Raw genomic sequence first — 18,643 nt, 5'->3', positions numbered from 1 at the left:
TTCTTTGAAAGGGTCCGGAAACAAGTCAAAAATTCCTCCCATTTTAAAATCCCCTTTTGACAGCAGGCTGCTATATTGGTATGGTCAGGGTGATTCCCTTGACAGGCGGTTATATGTGTGGCAGGTTTTCTTTTTTTAACGGAAGGCAGGTTGGAATTTGACAGCAGAAAAAATATTTGTCGAGGATATCCGTGAAGGCCAGGAGGTGCTTTCCCCTTTCCTGGTGGAAGGCCTGCGCCTGGGCCAGACCAAAAGCGGGCGTCCCTATGTCAGCCTCAAGCTGAAAGATCGCACCGGCCGCATCGAGGCCCGGGTCTGGGAGGCGGCCGAGGCTTTTTTTAAGTCCTTTCATGATGGCGATCTGGCCCAGATACGCGGGCTGGGCGAGTCTTTTCAGGGTCAGGTTCAGCTTAAGGTCATTGAGGCCGGAAGGCTTAAAACGGCTGACGCGGACCTGAGTCTGTTTCAGGCGGCTTCGCCGTTTGATCCGGAGGAGATGTTTGCCGAGCTTCTGGCCCTGACCCAAAGTGTTATTGATCCGCATCTCAAGGGACTCCTGGAAGATATATTTGCCGATGAGAAGCTGATGAAGCGCTTCAAGCAGGTCCCGGCGGCCAAACGGTTTCATCAGGCCTATGTCGCCGGTCTGCTGGAGCATACGCTGGCCGTGGCCAGGGCGGCCGAGGCCGTGGTGAGGCTCTATCCCAGACTCAACCGGGACCTGCTCCTGACCGGGGCCATCATCCACGACCTGGGAAAGGTCAGGGAGTTTGACCTGGAGCCGGGCGGGGATTACACCACTGAAGGCCGGCTGCTGGGTCATGTGGTCATCGGGGTCGAGATGCTTCAGGCCAAGCTGGCCGCGCGTCAAGATTTTCCAGAGGAGCTGGCCCAGCTTCTCAAGCACCTCATTATCAGCCATCACGGGGATTATGAATTTGGTTCGCCGAAAAAGCCAAAGATCCTGGAGGCCCTGGCCCTGTATGCCTTGGACGACCTGGACGCCAAGCTCAGCGGCATCGGCGGCTTTATCGAACGGCACCTTCAGGAAAATGGATGGACGGATTATAATCGGCTCATGGAGAGATATTTCTACAAACCAGGCCCTAAGGCCTTGCGGTCAGAAGAAGAGGAAATAACGACACCGGAGTCGGCGGCAGGGCGGGAAACAGAGCCGGAACCAGAACCGGCGCGAGACCCCGACCAGATGAGTTTATTAGAGGAAAAGCCTTAAGACGCTGGGAGAAATTTCCGCTAATCTCCTTTAAGCCGCGGGTGGTATAATGGGTTTTGAGCAACTGATCGGGCATGAACGGCCCTTGAAGATGATTCGAGCCATGCTGGTTCGGGAGCGGCTGCCTCACGCCCTGCTCATCACCGGCCCGACCGGTGTGGGCAAGCACACCTTCGCCCTGGCCCTGGCTCAGGCGGTTAACTGCGAGCGGCCGGAGTCTGGGGAAGCTTGCGGAGTCTGCTCGGCCTGCGATAAGATCGGGCGAGGCGTTCACCCGGATGTGGTTGAAATCGAGCCGGAGGGTCGGACCCAGGTCATCAAGATTGTTCGCATCCGGGAGCTCAGGACCCAGGTCTCTTTTCGGCCTTTTGAAGGCCGGACCAAGGTTTTTCTGATTCGGGAGGCCCAGAAGATGCACGAGGCCTCGGCCAACGCCCTGCTCAAGACCCTGGAGGAACCGCCTCCGGTCAGTTTGATTATTTTAACGGCGCCGGAGGAGGGGGACCTGTTGCCCACCGTGGTCTCCCGCTGTTTGCGCCTCGGCCTGGCCCCTCTGTCTCGCGGCCTGGTTGAGGATTGGCTCGAACGTAAACGAGGGCTGACCGGGGCCGAAGCCCGTCTGCTGGCCTCTTTTTCCGGGGGGTGTCTTGGCCGTGTGAAGGACCTTGAGCCTGAAGCGATCTTTGAAAAGCGGCGGAACACGCTTGAAAAGTTAGAGCAGCTTGAGCCCGGCCGCCCCTTGGCCGCCCTTAAGTGGGCTGATGATCTGGCCAAGGCCGAGGACGAGCGGACCATGCTCTTTGATTTTCTCAGGTTCTGGTACCGCGATTTGATGATTCTGGCCAGCCAGGGTAGCGGTCGCCATGTGGTAAACTCCGATCTTCTGGATGAGCTTGACACCTTCAGGGCGGGCCGGGGGCCGACGGCCTTTTTAACCGCGCTCGAGAAGATTGATCAGGCCGAGGAGGCTCTGGACAGGATGGCCCGGCCGGACCTGGTCATGGAAAACTTGCTCCTAAACCTGAATGAGTCTCGGGAGGTATAGATGAACAAGGTCGTCGGCATCCGCTTTCGCCGGAACGGGCCGATTTATTTCTTCGCGACCGGCCACTTTGTTCTTCATAAGGGAGACCGGATCATCGTCAAGACGGAGCAGGGGGTCGGCCTGGGCGAAATCGTGACTCCTCCCTGGACCCAGAACCCGGAAATTCACCGCGACTTAAAGAAGGTCTTCCGCATGGCCAATAAAGAAGACCTTTCGCAGCATAAAAAAAATATAGAACTTGAAGGGGTCGCTTTTGATTTCTGCCTTGAGCGCATCAAGGCCCGGAACATGGAAATGAAGCTGGTCACTACCGAAGTCCTGTTCGATGGCTCCAAGATTATCTTTTACTACACGGCCGACGGGCGTGTTGATTTCCGTGAACTGGTCAAGGACCTGGTGGCCAGATTCCGAACCCGCATTGAGATGCGTCAGATCGGAGTGCGCCATGAGGCCAAAATGATCGGCGGTGTGGGCTGCTGCGGCCGCGAACTTTGCTGCGCCACCTTTTTGAGTTCCTTCGATCCGGTTTCCGTCAGGATGGCCAAGGAGCAGAACCTCTCCCTGAACCCCGCCAAGATTTCCGGGCTGTGCGGCCGGCTGATGTGCTGCTTAAATTACGAGTTCCCGACCTACATGGAACAGAAGAAAGGCCTGGCCAAAGTAGGCAAGCGCGTTATGACCAAGTCCGGGCCGGGTAAGGTCATCCGGCAGAATATCATGGCCCGCACCTCGATTGTCCTCCTGTCGGAAGGCGGTGAGATTGAGATTGGGCCTGAGGATATTATCCCTGCCAAACCGGGTGAGAACGAACCTTCATCAATATAATTGCCGGAGCTTAAAACATGAAGCCCAGATACTACGTGACCACACCGATTTACTATGTCAATGACAGGCCCCATCTGGGGCATGCCTATACGACTATCGTGGCCGACGCGCTCAAACGATTCCATGAGATCATGGGCTATGAAACCTATTTCCTGACCGGGACTGACGAGCACGGAGACAAAATCCTCCAGGCAGCGCAGGAAAAGGGGGTGTCACCCCAGCAGTTCGTGGACGGGATTGCCGCGCTTTTCGAGGAGATCTGGCCTGAACTGGACATCTCGAATGACGACTTCATCCGGACGACTCAGGAGAGACATATCAAGGTCGTTCATGAAATTCTCAACCGCGTCAATGACGCCGGTGACATCTACTTTGGGAAGTACGGCGGTTACTACTGTTACGGGTGCGAGCGTTTTTACACAGAAAAGGAGCTGGTTGACGGTCTCTGCCCTGATCATCTTGAACCGCCGACCTTTATCGAGGAAGAGAACTACTTTTTTGCCATGAGTAAATACCAGGACTGGCTCATTGACCATATCAAGACGCACCCTGGCTTTATCCGGCCGGAGCGCTACCGCAACGAGGTCCTTTCCTTTCTGAAAGAACCGCTGGAAGACCTCTGTATCTCCCGGCCAAAATCTCGCCTGAACTGGGGCATCACCCTGCCTTTCGACGAGCGTTACGTGACCTATGTCTGGTTTGACGCTTTAATCAACTATGTCTCCGCGCTGGGCTATCCGGAAGGCAATCTGTATAAGCGTTTCTGGCCGGCGGCCCACCTCCTCATCGCCAAGGACATCCTCAAGCCTCACGCCATCTTCTGGCCGATCATGCTCAAAAGCGCCGGAATCCCTCTCTATCAGCATCTCAATGTTCATGGCTATTGGAAGATCGGTCAGAGCAAGATGTCCAAGTCGGTGGGTAATGTGGTCGAGGCCCTGGCCATGAAGGATGTATACGGCCTGGACGCCCTTCGCTACTTTCTCCTCAGAGAGATGGTCTTTGGCCTTGATTCGAACTTTTCTGAAGAGGCTCTGGTGGCGCGGATCAACGCCGACCTGGCCAATGACCTGGGCAATCTCTGCCAGCGAAGCCTGACCATGGTCCGGAAATTCAACCAGGGCTTGATTCCAGAGGCCTCGCGCCTCCGTAAAGAAGGGGGCGAGATGCGCGCCGCCGGACTCAAGGTCATAGAGGAGTATACCCGGGCCTTTGAGGAGATGGCCTTTCACAAGGCCCTGGTGGCTGCGTGGAGCTTTATCAACCGGGCCAACAAGTTCATTGATCAACAAGCGCCCTGGGCCCTGGCCAAGGAACCCTCTCAAAAAGGGAAGCTTGAGGAGGTGCTTTATGAAATCCTCGCGGCCCTGGGCCTGGTGGCTGGAATGATCTACCCGATCATGCCAGCAATGGCGGCCAGGATGCGTCACCAGGTAGGTCTGCCTCACGACCTGCTTACCTTCGATCCGGTCAAGATCGAGCAGGCCCTTAAACCGAAGGCGCCGGTGCGGCAGGGCGAGGCTCTCTTTCCCCGCGTTGAGCTGGGCGGGGCCCTGGCCGGAAAGAAGGCCAAAACCAAGACCAAAGCCAAAACAGCGGAGAAGAAGGAGGCAGACGAAATGGGGGTCATCTCTTTTGAGGAGTTTAAGAAGCTCGACTTACGTGTCGCTCAGGTTACGGCCGCTGAAACAATTCCCAACTCCAAGAAGCTGCTTAAACTGACCGTGAACCTGGGCCGGGAAAAAACCATCGTGGCTGGGATCGCTGAAGACTTTGCCCCTGAAGACCTGGTCGGCCAGCAGGTTTTGGTGGTGGCCAACCTTGCCCCGACCAAGTTGATGGGCATAGTATCTGAAGGGATGCTCCTGGCCGCAGAAGACGGAGAAGGGTTGGTCCTGGTCAACTTCAGCCGCCCGGTTGAGCCAGGCAGTAAAGTTTCATAGAAAAATAGTCCTGACTCTGGATGAAAATAATGGCTGCGGCCTTTACAAGCAGCCGCAGCCAGGGGAAGGTTTCACGACTAAGCTTTTTGTCAGAAAGTTACGCTCAAGACGCAGCTACTGCGTTTTTTTATCCACGAAAAAAAATTCCACCCAATTAGGATCACCGCCCCAGTAGGCGACAAAGTGATACGGCTTTTCGGCCGTGAATACCAGGTAGTATTTATGCCTGTAAAAAAATCCAATTGCCCCTGTAACCCTGACCTCATAAACAAGGTATTCCTCTTTCGATTTCCACCGCTCTTTGAGTTTTTCAGGGTAGTCATACTGTGGGGCCAGCTCCTGAACGTTACGCGTTCTGATCAGCTTAAAATCCACGTTTAACTTCCAGGCCTTGTCCTCGAGGATGACGTCACAGTTGAACTCCTTGATCCCTTTCAGCAGCAAAGCCTGAGCCGTTATATGAGCCATGGCAAGGTCTAAAGTGAGATAATCGTAGCCAACCTCTTTTTCTTTGACCTTTTCCCCTTCCAGAAAAAATTCAATGCGCATCTGATCCTTTGATTCCGTCACGAGCCTGGATACACGTTTATCATGCTTAAGCCTTTTGATGGCGTCTTTATCCTTGGCCGTGAAGACACATTCTTTTATCCGTAAAGCCTGGTCCATTGTGGCCCGAAGCTCATAAATATAAGAAATGAACTCAAACTCAACCTCCCCGCTTTCCGGATCGGTTTTGGCAATGGCGTTGAATTTATAATTATAATTTCTCTTGGAAAAATAATGATAACCGGAATAAACTTGAAATTCAGGCAGAAATTTGCCTAATTCATCTTGAGGCGTAATTATCCGGTTTAATTTTTCCAGGGGGTAAGCAGGCGAGCTGATCAGCGTCATGATCAGCCACAGGACCGCCAGCTCTGCCAGCCGCAGTCGGTTTTTGTTTATTCGCATCTTAAAAATTCCTCTACACGAGCGATATCAGAAGGCACGTCCACATCAGGGGAAACAAGGTCCGTCAGAATGACTTTGATGGCGCAGTCGTTCTCCAGGGCGCGAAGCTGCTCCAGCCTTTCCAGAGCCTCCAGCCGGCCGTGAGCTAGCTTTACGAAACGGCGCAGGAATTTGACCCGGTAGCCATAAACTCCGATGTGTCTGTAAAAAGCCGTTTGGCCGCCATCTCGCGGCCAGGGGATCGGCGCCCGGGAAAAATAGAGGGCCTGGTGGTTATAATCGAAGACCACCTTGACGATATTAGGGTCATTGGCTTCCGAAGGATCGGTCAGGGGCGTGGCTAAGGTGGTCATGGGCAGGGCGGGGTCATCCTCAAGCGGCTGGATGATATCCCTGATCAGCCGGGGGTGAAAGGCAGGCTGATCCCCTTGGATGTTGACGACGATGTCATCAGGGGCTGCCTTTAGGATATCAACGGCCTCGGCCAGCCGATCGGTGCCTGATAAGTGGTCGGTGCGGGTCATGACCGCCTCTCCTCCAAAATCCTCGACCGCCGTCCTGATTCGTTCGTCATCGGTGGCGACCACAACCCGATCCACGCCAGCCCCGGCTGCGGCCCGTTCGAATACATGCTGGATCATTGGTTTGCCTGCGATCATGGCCAGCGGCTTGCCTTCAAACCGCCTTGAACCATATCGGGCCGGGATTATGGCGTAAACCTTCACTTTTTATCTTCACTTTGTTGAAAACGCCTACAGTTTTATTTTTTCAAACTCAAGCATAACATGCCCGCCCAGAGATGACAAACCTATGATTCGGTCTGCCGGTTGATCAGCTGGACTAAGATCAGGGAAATAAAGGCCAAGGCCATACCGCCGAAAAAGGTGATCTTGTAATCAACCATCCACAGGAGTCCGCCGACAACGGGGAGCACAACCGCGGCGATATGGTTAATGGTGAATCCAACGGCCATGCTTGATCCAATGTCAGCCGGGTGAGCTATTTTTTGGAAAAAGGTATTAATGGCGATTGAGAAGTTAAAAAAGAGATGGTCCAGGACATACGTGATCCCGATTATCAGTTTACTGTCCGTAACGGCGTAAACAAAGAAGATCAGAATGAGGCTGCCATATTCAACGGATAAAACTTTCCTTTCTCCAAACCTGACGACAGCCTTACCAATTAATGGACTCGAAAAAAAGGTTATCACATTCGTAACGATAAACAGCAGGCTTATCTGCGACACGGTGTAATGAAATTTTTGCACGAGCAAGAATACGGCGAAGGCAACAAAGATCTGCCGCCTGGCCCCGGACATGAAAGTCAAGGCATAAAACAGCCAGTATTTTGTCCTGAAAATCATCTTTTTATGCTGAGGCACGAGGTCCTTATCGGTGGGGTCCTGCATGAGACACCAGAGTCCGGCCGCTGAAATACAGAATCCTATTAAGGCAAACATCGCGGAGAAGCCCAGACGTTTTGAGAGAAAATAAATGACAATGGCCATGGCGATACTACCGGCGGCCGCGTAACCTCTAAGTTTGCCAAAGACGACGGGCGCGGCATCCTGGTCGTAATACTGTAATCCCAAAGACTGGCCTAAAGCGGCGTAGAAATGAAAACCAAACGACATGATCAGGGTGGTGGTGAGAATGCCGAAAAAGTTCGGCATCACGCCGGTAATTCCTATACCGATTCCAAAGATGACGATAGACAGAGAGGCCATTTTGACCTCTCTGATTAAGAGCAATATGTATATGACCAGTAGAGTCAGGAAGCCCGGGATTTCTCGAAGCCCTTGCAGGATGCCGATCTGATAGCCTTCGATCCCGAGCACCTCAACGGCGAAATTGTTGAGAAGCGTCCTCCAGCCTAACAAGCCCGCGGTTGAAGCTACGGTGAGGACAAGTAAGAATCGAAACATCTTGTCATGGTTATCGGCTGGTTTTACGGTCATGATCCACGGTCTTTAAAATAGGATGTTTCTCGGCCTTTCCGGTTTTCACCTTAAGCCGTAGTCCAAGAAGAATAGGAGATAGGCCACTGGCTGTCAAGCAGGAAGAAAACGGATTAAACAGCGGCTGAACCCGAATCAACCTGCGCCTCCAGAGTCCTCTCTAGAAAAAACAGCCAGCCCCGGGCCCTGGTCAGTTTGCCAATGTCCGGGCATTATAGTAAACTAAGGGCGTTATGGTTGAACAATTAAACTGCCAAAGGTTTTGATCGGATTCATTTCAAAATCACCGGGGGATCGGTCCTGAGTGGTCGTGTTTTGTGAGCAGAATCCGGAAGGGAATGAATAGATGATCGAGGAACAGAGTTCACTAGAGCGTTCACTTTCCTTAAGGAAAGGTTACCTTCCTTTCATGCTGCTCCTGCTGGTTTTTTCTTTGCTTCTAGCCTTCCTGATCCTTCGTTCTTTTGCGCAGCCAATCATCCTGGCCATCATCCTGGCTTCGCTTTTTCATCCAGTGCAGGTTCGCCTGGTGCGGTGGTATCGCGGTCGAGAAAACCTGTCCGCTTTGACCGTGGTCGTTCTGATCACCTTTCTGATTATTTTTCCGGCGCTGCTTTTCCTTTTAGCCCTGCTGGCGCAAGGGGTGGAGTCATTTAACCGTATATCTCTCTGGCTCAGCGAGGGGAATATTCAAAAGATCATAGACAGCCCCAGAGCGGCGGCCTACATCGCCTGGGTGCAGCAGAACCTGAGTTTTATAGATTTTGACGAGCTGGACCTACAAGGCAGCCTTATGGGACTCAGCAAGAGCCTGGGCCAGGTCCTCCTCAAACGCGGCGCGGATCTGCTCGGGAACCTTACCGGGATGATTACCAGCTTTGTGATCATGATTTTCATCGCTTTTTACTTCATAAAAGATGGGGAGAAGCTCATCGAGCGCATCAAGTATCTTTCTCCGCTGCCCGAGGAGCAGGAGGAGCAAATTTTTGGAAAGATTAGAAGCGTGGCGCGATCGGTGCTGGTGGGGAGTTTCCTGACCGCCTGCTGTCAGGGGCTGGCCGGAGGCATTGGGCTGGCCATCGTCGGCATTCCTGGCCTTTTCTGGGGAACCGTCATGGCGATCGCCTCCTTTATTCCGCTGGTGGGCACGGCCCTGGTCTGGGTGCCCGCGGCAATCTACCTGATTGTAACGGGGCAATTAATAAAGGCTGTATTCCTGGCTCTGTGGTCCATGTTTTTTGTCGGGAGCATTGATAACTTCCTCAGGCCTTACTTTATGAAAGGTCAGGCCGAGATGTCTCCCTTCGTCATCTTCCTGGCCATCGTAGGCGGGATCAAGTATTTTGGCCTAATGGGTCTCCTGTATGGCCCTTTGATTATAAGTTTTGCCGCGGTGATGCTTTATATTTACAGCATGGAATTTAAAGGCTTCCTCGACAGGACCTCCGAGATGAGTTCTGCAGAGGATGACTAGCGTCCCTGGTTCATTTTTTCTGGAAATTAATACTAAGTTGCATTTAAATATATACAAAATTCATCTTTCTGTCATTGCGAGCCCTCGGCCCTACAATACCGATATAGAGTAGGGGCGGGGTTTATCCCCGCCCGTATCTTTTTTCAAAAAGGATTTTTCGGAAAGTTATTTTGCCAACTGCCTTGGCGCCTTCAGGTCTAGGGCTTGAAGATAGTCTTGCCTTGTCTGACCATCTTGGCCTCACGGGATTTGGGGTACTTCTTGAGGAGACTTTGGAGGTGGGTCATGGCCGTGTTGCCTTGTTTGAGCATGGAGTGGGAGTAAGCGATTTTAAGCAGAGCCGCCGGGGCCTTGGGTGAGCGGGGGAAATCCCTTATGACCCTCTCAAACCTGGCGATGGCCTGGTCGTACTGTTTCTGGGTGTAGTAACATTCTCCGAGCCAGTAGAGGGCGTTGGGGGTGAGTTTGTGGTCGGGATAATTCTGGACCAGGTAGCGAAAGGTTTCAGCCGCCCCGACATAATCCTTGTTGAGGTATCGGGATCGCCCCTCGGGGTAAAGCTCTTCCATTTTTTTCGCGGGCGATGGGGTTGAGGCGGGCGCGGGCTGGACTCTGACCTGTTTCAACCTGTTCAATCCCTCCTGCTGCAAGTTGATTTCTCTCTGGAGCTCTCTGATCTCCTGGGTGGCGGTCTTTTCCACCCGCTCGATCTTGCTTTCCAGGGCGATGTAGTCAGAATTGCTTCTAAGAGGGCGGCGGGTACAGCCGCCGAGAAAGATGAAAAGACAAACCAGAAGAACGCACAGCTTCCAAAATAGGTTCTTATGCATGTTCTCTCCTTCAGGATAAGCTTTCAGATCTTTCACTTCTAAACTTTATTAACCGGTTTTTTTCAACCTTTCCGTTTTTTGCCTTTGTTTCGAGGGCCGGTTTTTGTTTTTCCTTTGGCGGCTGGGACCTCGGGCGGCCAGAGCAGGAGAATGGGGCTGGCGACGTACATCGAGGAGTAGGTCCCGATCAGGACGCCGATGATGATGGCCAAGGCAAAGTCAGCGATAACCGGCCCGCCAAGCAGATAGAGGCAAAAGACCACCGTCAGGGTCGTGCCCGAGGTAAGTATAGTCCGGGACAAGCAATCATTGATGCTGGTGTTGATGATTTCATCCAGCTTTTGACGCCGAAACTTCCTCAGGTTTTCCCGGATGCGGTCGAAGACAATGATGGTGTCGTTGAGCGAGTACCCGACGATGGTCAGCAGGGCCGCCACGATGCTCAGAGTGATCTCCATGTCCAGAAAGGAGAAGATTCCGATGGTGATAATTACATCGTGGATCAAGGCCACGATGGCCCCCAGGGCGTACTTGAGCTTGAATACAAAACAGACACCCAGGGTCACCAGCAAGGCAATAATAATGAGGTAGGTCACTCCGGCCCCGATCATGGTCCCCAGGTAAACAGTCGCCGCCAGGACGGCCGCCACGGCAATGCTCATGAGCCACTTCAGTTCAAAGCGGCCGGAGATATAAATGACAATGAAAAGAATGGCATAGAAGATGGCAAAAAGCGCCTTGTCTCTCAGGTCTTTCCCGACCTTGGGTCCGACCATATCCACCCGTCGGACGTCAATGGACCCCGGCGGAAATCTCTGCTCCAGGCTTTTTTGGATATTCTGAGCCAGTCCGCCCAGATCAATATCCCCCTGCTCGGTGCGAATCAGGTATTCATTATGACCGGAGGCCCCGAAGCCTTGAATGATACTATCCTGCATATTGACGTCAGCCAGGCCGCCTCTGATTTCCGCGGGGGTGGTCTTTTCCTTGAATTGAACCTGGACCAGGAGGCCGCCGGTGAAATCCACTCCCCAGTTGGGGCCGCGGTGGATGAGAAGCGAGATGACCGTCACTAGGATCAGGGCCAGGGAAACTGCATAGGCCTGACGGCTCCTGCCCACGAAATTAAGATGTGTTCCCGGTTTGATGAATTCCATTTCAACTCCGATGTAGGCCTAGACTCCTTTTCAGATACTGACCGTCTTCATTTTGACCTTAACGAGCAGATAATCAAAGACAAGACGTGAGACAAAGAGGGCCGTGAAGAGACTGGCTACAATTCCGATGGACAGGGTAACGGCAAAGCCCCTGATCGGCCCGGTCCCGAACTGATACAGAACCAGGGCGGCGATAAAGGTGGTGATGTTCGCGTCGAAGATGGTCCACATCGCCTTGCTGAAGCCGCCGTCCACCGCGGCCCGTGGGGTTTTACCCATCCGCTTTTCCTCCCTGATGCGTTCAAAGATCAGGACGTTAGCGTCCACGGACATACCGATAGTCAGGATGATGCCCGCGATGCCTGGCAGGGTCAGGGTGGCCCTGAAGGCCACCAGAACGGCCATGATCAGGAGCATGTTCAGGAGCAGGGCCAGGTCGGCGATGAGGCCGGAGGCGCGGTAGTAAAAAGCCATAAAACCGAGAACCAGAATGCCGCCGATCAGGATAGAGAGGAGACCCCGGTTGATCGAATCCTGCCCCAGCGAAGGGCCGACGGTCCGTTCCTCCAGGATCTTGACCGGAGCGGGCAGCGCCCCGGACCTGAGAACGGTAGCCAGGTCCGTGGCTTCCTCCTGAGTGAACCTCCCGGTAATGACGGCCCGGCCGCCGGGAATCTTATCCTGGATAACCGGAGCGGATTTGACGATGTTATCCAGAACGATGGCTAATCTTTTTTTAATATGGGCTTCGGTGATACGTTCAAAGAGCCGCGAGCCCTTGGCGTCAAAATTCAGAGCAACATAGGGGGTGTTGTACTGGTTGTCAAACCGCATCCGGGCGTTGGTGATATACTCACCGGTCATCAAGGCCCGCTTCCTCAGGAGGTAAGGTATCTTTTTTGTTCTGCCTGTTTCGTGGTCAACCTCGATATGATAGGCGATCTCGGTCCCTGGCGGAGGGCCTTCGGCCAGGGCCTTAGTCGGACTATGATCCTCGTCCACCAGCTTGAACTCGAGGCGAGCCGTCTGGCCGATCAGTTCCACGGCCCGTTTGGTGTCCTTGATCCCCGGGAGCTGAACTACGACTCTATCTTTCCCCTGGGGCCGGATATCCGGTTCGGTTACGCCAAACTGGTCAATCCGGTTGCGGATGGTTTCAAGGGCCTGCCGCACCGAGAGGTCCTCGATCCTTTTGGCCTCTCGATCATGGATTCCCAGGGTCACTTTAACCCGGCCCTCATCCTCCCTGGTACTCTGCGTCACCAGGTAACCGAAGTCGTTATCAAGAATTTCATTGAACTTGTCCAGCTGTTCGGGCTTGACCAACTCCACCTCCACGGTGCGGCCCTCTATTCTCTCTATGACCTTGACCGGGATACGGGCCTTGCGCAGGTTGTATTTGAGTTCTTCAATGGTTCGGTCCAGAGAGCTTTCGACCGCCTTTTCGGTCTGAACCTCGAGCATGAGGTGCATTCCTCCCCTGAGATCGAGCCCGAGATGGACCTTTTCCGAAGGCAGGATTTTCTGCCACCAGGTGGGCAGGCTGGGAGCCACTGAAGGATAGATGTACATCAAAGCAGCCACTATTACGGCCAGGACGATGAGCAGACGCCACTGGAAGTTTCGATCCACTACGTTACTCCTGAAGGTGCGGTTTGAACGCTCTTAAAATCATTCCTTTTATTTTTCATCGGCTGACGAAGTCACGGGCTGCTCCGGCGCTGTCGGGCCAGCAACGGCGCTCCGGGAGACCTTGACCCTGATTTTCGGCGCGATCTCAAGAGTAACGACCGTATCGGTTATACCGGTGATCTGACCGTGCAGGCCGCCGCTGGTGACGACCTTGTCTCCCTTGTTCAGGCGTGAAAGCCAACTGCGCTGGTCGCGAGCCTTTTTTTGTTGAGGCCTGATAAGTAAAAAGTAAAAAATGACGAACATCAAAATCAGGGGAAAGAGGGCGCTCAGCATACTGGAGCCTCCTCCCTCGCCTCCGCTGCCAGGCAAGCCGCCCATGGCGTATACCAGATCTACGAACATTTCATCTCCTCCTCGAATATTATCATGCCTTTGACGGGAGTTTCTCACTCTCGCGTAAGCTATGAAAATCGTTGTAAAACATTTTAAATCGTCCCTGAAGGAGCGCTTCACGCGCCTCCGCCACCAGGGAAAGATAGTAATATAAATTATGAATCGTATTGAGCCGAAAGGCCAGCAATTCTTTTGAAACGAACAGGTGCCGCAGGTAGCCGCGCGAGAATCGGCGGCAGGTGTAACACCCGCAGCCTTCCTCCACCGGGCGTTTGTCGTCTCTGTACTGCGCCTGCTTGATCACCAGCCGGCCTTTCCGGGTAAAAAGCTGCCCATTACGGGCGTTCCGGGTCGGCAAGACGCAATCAAAAAGGTCAGCCCCTCGAGCGATGCCTTCGACCAGGTCTTCAGGGGTCCCCAGGCCCATGAGGTATAACGGCCTGTCTGGCGTGATAACTTCAACGGCCGCCTCTATCATCTCCATCCTGACGGCCGCCTCCTCCCCCACGGCCAGCCCGCCGAGAGCCAGGCCGGGGAAGCCCAGGTCTGTCACGGCTCGGGCCGCCTCGCGCCTTAAATCCGGGTACATTCCTCCCTGGATGATACCGAACATAGCTGGAGATTTCTCAGGGTTCTGTGCCATAAGACAGCGTTTGGCCCAGCTTAAGGTCAACTCCGCAGAAGCAGCTGTCTGATCTCGGCTGGCCGGGTAGGGTGTGCACTCATCCAGGGCCATCATAATATCCGGGTCCAGCGTTTCCTGCACTGCCACGGCCTTTTCCGGGGTCAGGAAAATTTCTGACCCATCGAGGTGAGACCTGAAAGTGATCCCTTCCTGGCTGACCTTTCGCAGGCTGGTCAAAGAGAAGACCTGGAAACCACCGGAGTCAGTCAAAATCGGCCCCTCCCATCCCATAAAGGCATGGAGGCCTCCCAGGCGGCGGACGACATCCGGGCCGGGACGAATGAGTAGATGATAGGTGTTGGCCAGAAGCATCCTGGCGCCGACCTTGATCAGGTCGTCCGGTCCCACGGCCTTGACCGTCCCCTGAGTGCCCACGGGCATGAAACACGGGGTCGGAATCTGACGGTGAGCCGTATTAATTACTCCGGCCCGAGCCCGGGTTCCTGAATCTTTGGCCAGGATCGTGAATGTCAAAGAACGTTGATTTACGATGACCATAATCCATGATTTAAAGAATCAGCATCGCGTCACCGTAACTGTAAAATCTGTAACGCTCAACCACGGCCACCCGGTAGGCCTCAAGGATCGTTTTAAGACCGGCAAAGGCGGCCACAAGCATCAATAGGCTGGAGCGAGGCAGGTGGAAATTCGTCACCAGGTGGTTGACCATTTTAAACTTAAAGCCTGGATAGATAAAGAGGTCGCACATTCCCTGGAAAGGTTTAAGCAGACCGTTCTGACGGGCCGCGAATTCGAGGGAGCGGACCCCGGTTGTTCCGACCGTGGTGACTGCCTGGCCTGTAGCCTTGGCCTGGTTCACTTTATCTGCTGTTTCTGCTGGCAGGATGATCCCTTCAGCCTCGATCCGGTGCCGGGTAATATCCTGTTCGCGCACCGGGGCAAAGGTGCCATACCCGACCAGCAGGGTTAAGGTGACGATATTAAATCCCTGGTTTTTCAATGCCTCAAGTAATTCCTCGGTAAAATGCAGGCCCGCCGTCGGCGCGGCCACGGCCCCTGGAGTCCTGGAGTAGACCGTCTGGTACCGTGTGCGGTCCAGTTCAGACTCCTGCCCGTCATCGTTTGTGCGGTTGATGTATGGCGGCAGAGGCATATGGCCGATAGACTCCAGCGTTGGTACGGGCGCCTCTTTGAAACAGAACCTGAAGATTGTCCGGCCGGATTTTAGGACACGAACCACCTCTGCGCTCAGCTTGAGCCCAAAATAAAGCCGGACCCCCGGCTTTAATCGTCTGGCGGGTCTGGCCAGGCATTCAATTTCATACTCCCCCGGCTCGGCCTCTGGCGGAGGCGGCTTGAGGATCACGACCTCGATTCGGGCTCCGCTCTCCTTCCGGCCCCAGAGACGCACCGGAACCACCCGCGCGTCATTGACCACAATAAGGCTGCCCGGGGTCAGCCATCTGCCCAGGTCGGCGAATCGGGCGTGCTCAATGTCCCCTGAGGCTCGGTCCAGGACCATTAACCTGGATTCGTCTCTCCGGCCGGCCGGCCTCTGGGCAATCAGTTCATGCGGGAGGTGAAAATTGAAATCATCGAGTCTGAGGCTCATCCATTGACCACCAAGAATCCTTTTAAAGACAGCAGTTAAGCAGAGTTTACAGCATAAGTCAAACAATATTGAACTGACAAATTGTATGGATAACCATCAGCCGTGCTTATTTGTTCACGTCGTTTGAAAAACGGTCATAACCGAAGTGATTTTAGGCCAGACTTGAAGGATACCTCATGGTTCGTTAGAAATATTAGCCGAAGCCGCCTGATCTGCCAGCACCTGGAAGGCCCCAGCCTACCAATCATTGAGTTTAATCCTAAAATCTGATAAGAGTAAAGGCCGATCCAGAATGGAACAGCCCCCTTCATTTTCAAGGCACAGGGGAAGACATTCAAGCCTTATTCAAGCCTAAAGAAGAGGATTTCATGAAAGTAGTCGCCGTTTCCATCAGTCGAGCAAAAGGGGTTAAAAAAGAGAATGTCCCTTTCTCCAGACTCATCGTCAACCACGGTCTTGAAGATGACGCTCATGCCGGTGACTGGCATCGTCAGGTCAGCCTTTTAGCCCAGGAAAGTATTGACAAGATGAAAGCCGAAGGCCTGGACCTGGCCCCAGGTGACTTTGCTGAAAACATTACCACCCAAGGCCTTGACCTGACCGGCCTGAAAATTGGGACCCGGGTCCGAATCGGACCTGAGGCCGTACTGGAACTGACCCAGATCGGTAAGGAATGCCACTCCGGGTGCGCGATATTGAAAGCGGTCGGTAAATGTGTCATGCCGACCGAAGGTGTGTTCTTCAAAGTCATTACTCCGGGTAAGGTAAGACCCGGGGATGAGATCGTAATTCTTTAGCCCTCCTGACAGGTCCTTTTTTTCATTTTATTCCTTCTGGCATGTTAAATCATCCGACAATCTTGTCAGTTTATGGTATAATCTTCCTCATTAGAGACTCCGGGGTCTTCCCCCGGTGAATATTGTATACTATGGATAAAATTAATAAAAACAATGAACCAGAGGCCACAAGTCCGGAGGAGCTTACCACGCTCTACGAGGTGGCCAAGGCGGTTAGCGCGACTCTTGACTTGCGGCAGGCCCTTTACGATGTTCTGGACATCCTGGACAGGCGGATGGATATGCACCATGGCATGGTGACCCTGATCAGCCCGGATGAAGACCTGGTTCAGGTTGAGGTGGCTCATGGGATGTCCGTTCATGCCGCCCGCCGGGGCCAGTACAAGCTGGGTGAAGGTATCACCGGCCGGGTCGTGGAAACCGGTGAGCCGATGGTTGTCCCTCACATCAGTGAGGAGCCTCTTTTCCTGGACAAGACGCACGTTCGGCGTCAAAGACCTGATGAGGACACTTCTTTTCTGTGTGTGCCTATAAAGTCAGGAACTAAAGTCATTGGTACGATTTCCGCAGACCGGATCTTTCAGGGCGAGACGGCCCTGGGGGCTGATCTGCGGTTTTTAACCATCATTGCTAGTCTCATTGCCCGCATTGCCGTCAACCTGGGAACCCTGAACCGGGAAAAAGAGCGGCTGCGTCGAGAAAATTTACGCCTAACGCAGGCCCTGGCCGATAAGTACGCCACGACCAATATCATAGGCAACTCAAACAAGATGCGGGAGGTTTTCCATCTGATCGAGCAGGTCTCAGGCTCAACAGCCACTGTCCTTATTAGAGGCGAATCAGGCACAGGCAAGGAGCTGGTCGCCTCGGCGATTCACTACAACAGCCCGCGAGCCAAAGGCCCTTTCATCAAAGTGAACTGCTCAGCCCTGCCTTCCTCCCTGATGGAAAGTGAACTTTTTGGACATGTCCAAGGGGCCTTTACTGGCGCGGTCAAGGACAAACCCGGCCGGTTCGAGTTAGCCAATCAGGGAACTCTTTTCCTCGACGAGATCGGTTCTGTTCCGATCGAAGTTCAGGCCAAGCTGCTGCGGGTTCTGCAGGAAAGGGAGATCGAGCGGGTTGGAGGCATCAAGCCCCGCAAGGTGGATGTGCGGATCATTACCGCCACCAACAGGAATCTGGAACAGGCCATGGAACAGGGTGAGTTTCGGGAAGACCTTTACTGGCGGCTCAATGTCTTTCCTATCTTTCTGCCGCCCCTTCGGGAGCGCCCGACTGACATTCTTCTGCTGGCAGACCATTTCGTCGAACATTACGCTCAACGCCACCAGAAGGATGTCCGGCGACTCTCCACGCCTGCGCTCGACGCCCTGACGAGCTACCACTGGCCGGGCAACGTCCGCGAGTTGGAAAACTGTATCGAAAGAGCGGTTCTCCTGTCAACTGAGGCGGTCATTCACGCCTATCACCTGCCGCCTTCCCTGCAGACGGCTGAGGCATCTGCCACCGAAATCTCGACCTCTTTAGATAAAGCAATCGCCAAGGTGGAAAAGGACCTCATCACCGACGCCCTTAAATCCTCTCAGGGGAACATGGCTAAAGCCGCCCGCATCCTCCAGAGCACAGAACGTGTCATTCGTTATAAGGTCAAGAAATACGGCCTAAGCCCCCGACGTTTTAGATAGCTCTCAGTAAAGAGAAATTATTGTAATAGGCAAATCTTCATTTCACATCTTTAGTTTGAAATTTTAAATCCAATTCACAGAGGAGACTATACACGGCGTCATATGTATCTGCGAATCTCAGGCCTGCTATGCGTCTTCGAGCTCCGAGTGGATTCATCGGGCTATCAGCCGTCAGCTGAAAAGGATGGTATATGTTTCTATTTTTAGCTGAAAGCTAAGTGCAGACTGCTGAAAGCCTAAATACATATGCGCAATTACTTATGTCGCTATGTATACTTTAAGCCCATGTTCCAGAATTCATTGGTGAGATTGGATGGTGTATCTTATTGATAATATTTATTATTTCGAGGAATAAATCTTGGCGTTGTAGTGCTACAACATAGATAAGTAGCTGATATTGCAGGGAAAATATTAAACGCTAACCTATTGATATTATTGGATAATCAGGGAGTGTAG

General features: G+C 53.4%; 16 protein-coding genes. 7 read left to right on the top strand and 9 right to left on the bottom strand.

Features of this window, described 5'->3' with window-relative positions:
* Nucleotides 1-157: 157 nt before the first annotated feature.
* From JRI95_09700 to metG, 4 genes are read left to right on the top strand one after another with little or no spacing between them, the layout of a single operon-like run.
* Nucleotides 158-1,234: an HD domain-containing protein gene (locus JRI95_09700; GenBank protein ID MBW2061821.1), complete on the top strand. Its 1,077-nt coding sequence runs from the start codon at nucleotides 158-160 to the stop codon at nucleotides 1,232-1,234.
* A gap of 49 nt (nucleotides 1,235-1,283) precedes the next feature.
* Nucleotides 1,284-2,279, top strand: a complete 996-nt coding sequence (gene holB / locus JRI95_09695) for a DNA polymerase III subunit delta' (protein ID MBW2061820.1) — start codon at nucleotides 1,284-1,286, stop codon at nucleotides 2,277-2,279.
* Nucleotides 2,280-3,104, top strand: coding sequence for a stage 0 sporulation family protein (locus JRI95_09690; GenBank protein ID MBW2061819.1), 825 nt, complete (start codon nucleotides 2,280-2,282; stop codon nucleotides 3,102-3,104).
* A 17-nt stretch (nucleotides 3,105-3,121) separates the two neighbouring features.
* The gene (metG, locus tag JRI95_09685; protein ID MBW2061818.1) at nucleotides 3,122-5,047 is read left to right on the top strand and encodes a methionine--tRNA ligase; all 1,926 of its coding nucleotides are present in this window, start codon (nucleotides 3,122-3,124) and stop codon (nucleotides 5,045-5,047) included.
* A 114-nt stretch (nucleotides 5,048-5,161) separates the two neighbouring features.
* On the opposite strand, the gene JRI95_09680 is transcribed toward metG, so the two are convergent.
* The 3 genes from JRI95_09680 to JRI95_09670 all read right to left on the bottom strand — a co-directional run bounded on the left by JRI95_09680 (nucleotide 5,162) and on the right by JRI95_09670 (nucleotide 7,955).
* Nucleotides 5,162-5,998 (bottom strand): hypothetical protein, encoded by an 837-nt coding sequence (locus JRI95_09680; GenBank protein ID MBW2061817.1) that lies wholly within the window; start codon nucleotides 5,996-5,998, stop codon nucleotides 5,162-5,164.
* Nucleotides 5,989-6,723, bottom strand: a complete 735-nt coding sequence (kdsB, locus tag JRI95_09675) for a 3-deoxy-manno-octulosonate cytidylyltransferase (protein MBW2061816.1) — start codon at nucleotides 6,721-6,723, stop codon at nucleotides 5,989-5,991. The genes JRI95_09680 and kdsB overlap by 10 nt, the downstream gene beginning before the upstream one ends.
* A gap of 83 nt (nucleotides 6,724-6,806) precedes the next feature.
* A complete protein-coding gene (locus tag JRI95_09670; protein MBW2061815.1) occupies nucleotides 6,807-7,955 on the bottom strand; it encodes an MFS transporter in 1,149 nt (382 codons plus the stop codon).
* A gap of 346 nt (nucleotides 7,956-8,301) precedes the next feature.
* Here JRI95_09670 and JRI95_09665 point away from each other — a divergent pair, with 346 nt between their 5' ends.
* Nucleotides 8,302-9,429, top strand: a complete 1,128-nt coding sequence (locus JRI95_09665) for an AI-2E family transporter (protein ID MBW2061814.1) — start codon at nucleotides 8,302-8,304, stop codon at nucleotides 9,427-9,429.
* 197 nt (nucleotides 9,430-9,626) lie between these two features.
* Here the strand turns inward: JRI95_09665 and ybgF are convergent, their stop codons facing one another.
* The 6 genes from ybgF to queA all read right to left on the bottom strand — a co-directional run bounded on the left by ybgF (nucleotide 9,627) and on the right by queA (nucleotide 15,702).
* A complete protein-coding gene (ybgF, locus tag JRI95_09660; protein MBW2061813.1) occupies nucleotides 9,627-10,259 on the bottom strand; it encodes a tol-pal system protein YbgF in 633 nt (210 codons plus the stop codon).
* A 62-nt stretch (nucleotides 10,260-10,321) separates the two neighbouring features.
* Complete coding sequence (gene secF / locus JRI95_09655; GenBank protein ID MBW2061812.1) at nucleotides 10,322-11,416, bottom strand: protein translocase subunit SecF; 1,095 nt, start codon at nucleotides 11,414-11,416, stop codon at nucleotides 10,322-10,324.
* Nucleotides 11,417-11,446: 30 nt separating this feature from the next.
* Nucleotides 11,447-12,988, bottom strand: coding sequence for a protein translocase subunit SecD (secD, locus tag JRI95_09650; protein MBW2061811.1), 1,542 nt, complete (start codon nucleotides 12,986-12,988; stop codon nucleotides 11,447-11,449).
* Between the two features lie 108 nt (nucleotides 12,989-13,096).
* Nucleotides 13,097-13,453 (bottom strand): preprotein translocase subunit YajC, encoded by a 357-nt coding sequence (gene yajC, locus JRI95_09645; GenBank protein ID MBW2061810.1) that lies wholly within the window; start codon nucleotides 13,451-13,453, stop codon nucleotides 13,097-13,099.
* Nucleotides 13,454-13,475: 22 nt separating this feature from the next.
* The gene (gene tgt / locus JRI95_09640) at nucleotides 13,476-14,627 is read right to left on the bottom strand and encodes a tRNA guanosine(34) transglycosylase Tgt (protein ID MBW2061809.1); all 1,152 of its coding nucleotides are present in this window, start codon (nucleotides 14,625-14,627) and stop codon (nucleotides 13,476-13,478) included.
* Between the two features lie 10 nt (nucleotides 14,628-14,637).
* Nucleotides 14,638-15,702, bottom strand: a complete 1,065-nt coding sequence (gene queA, locus JRI95_09635) for a tRNA preQ1(34) S-adenosylmethionine ribosyltransferase-isomerase QueA (GenBank protein MBW2061808.1) — start codon at nucleotides 15,700-15,702, stop codon at nucleotides 14,638-14,640.
* A gap of 368 nt (nucleotides 15,703-16,070) precedes the next feature.
* Between queA and JRI95_09630 the strand changes: the two genes are divergently transcribed.
* Nucleotides 16,071-16,499, top strand: coding sequence for an MOSC domain-containing protein (locus JRI95_09630; protein MBW2061807.1), 429 nt, complete (start codon nucleotides 16,071-16,073; stop codon nucleotides 16,497-16,499).
* Nucleotides 16,500-16,630: 131 nt separating this feature from the next.
* Entirely contained in the window at nucleotides 16,631-18,187 is a 1,557-nt protein-coding gene (locus JRI95_09625) for a sigma 54-interacting transcriptional regulator (protein ID MBW2061806.1), read from the top strand.
* Nucleotides 18,188-18,643 lie beyond the last annotated feature (456 nt).

Source organism: Deltaproteobacteria bacterium (assembly GCA_019308995.1).
Taxonomy (GTDB): domain Bacteria; phylum Desulfobacterota; class Desulfarculia; order Adiutricales; family JAFDHD01; genus JAFDHD01.
The sequence above is the reverse complement of the archived record's forward strand: the minus strand, read 5'-3'. Positions and strand labels throughout refer to the sequence as shown.

What these genes read in the sequence shown, in the direction of transcription:
- holB (MBW2061820.1), top strand. Translation starts at nt 1,284, where the DNA reads ATGGGTTTTGAGCAACTGATCGGGCATGAACGGCCCTTGAAGATGATT.
- JRI95_09690 (MBW2061819.1), top strand. Translation starts at nt 2,280, where the DNA reads ATGAACAAGGTCGTCGGCATCCGCTTTCGCCGGAACGGGCCGATTTAT.
- metG (MBW2061818.1), top strand. Translation starts at nt 3,122, where the DNA reads ATGAAGCCCAGATACTACGTGACCACACCGATTTACTATGTCAATGAC.
- JRI95_09680 (MBW2061817.1), bottom strand. Translation starts at nt 5,998, where the DNA reads ATGCGAATAAACAAAAACCGACTGCGGCTGGCAGAGCTGGCGGTCCTG.
- JRI95_09670 (MBW2061815.1), bottom strand. Translation starts at nt 7,955, where the DNA reads ATGACCGTAAAACCAGCCGATAACCATGACAAGATGTTTCGATTCTTA.
- JRI95_09665 (MBW2061814.1), top strand. Translation starts at nt 8,302, where the DNA reads ATGATCGAGGAACAGAGTTCACTAGAGCGTTCACTTTCCTTAAGGAAA.
- ybgF (MBW2061813.1), bottom strand. Translation starts at nt 10,259, where the DNA reads ATGCATAAGAACCTATTTTGGAAGCTGTGCGTTCTTCTGGTTTGTCTT.
- secF (MBW2061812.1), bottom strand. Translation starts at nt 11,416, where the DNA reads ATGGAATTCATCAAACCGGGAACACATCTTAATTTCGTGGGCAGGAGC.
- secD (MBW2061811.1), bottom strand. Translation starts at nt 12,988, where the DNA reads ATGTACATCTATCCTTCAGTGGCTCCCAGCCTGCCCACCTGGTGGCAG.
- yajC (MBW2061810.1), bottom strand. Translation starts at nt 13,453, where the DNA reads ATGTTCGTAGATCTGGTATACGCCATGGGCGGCTTGCCTGGCAGCGGA.
- tgt (MBW2061809.1), bottom strand. Translation starts at nt 14,627, where the DNA reads ATGGTCATCGTAAATCAACGTTCTTTGACATTCACGATCCTGGCCAAA.
- queA (MBW2061808.1), bottom strand. Translation starts at nt 15,702, where the DNA reads ATGAGCCTCAGACTCGATGATTTCAATTTTCACCTCCCGCATGAACTG.
- JRI95_09630 (MBW2061807.1), top strand. Translation starts at nt 16,071, where the DNA reads ATGAAAGTAGTCGCCGTTTCCATCAGTCGAGCAAAAGGGGTTAAAAAA.
- JRI95_09625 (MBW2061806.1), top strand. Translation starts at nt 16,631, where the DNA reads ATGGATAAAATTAATAAAAACAATGAACCAGAGGCCACAAGTCCGGAG.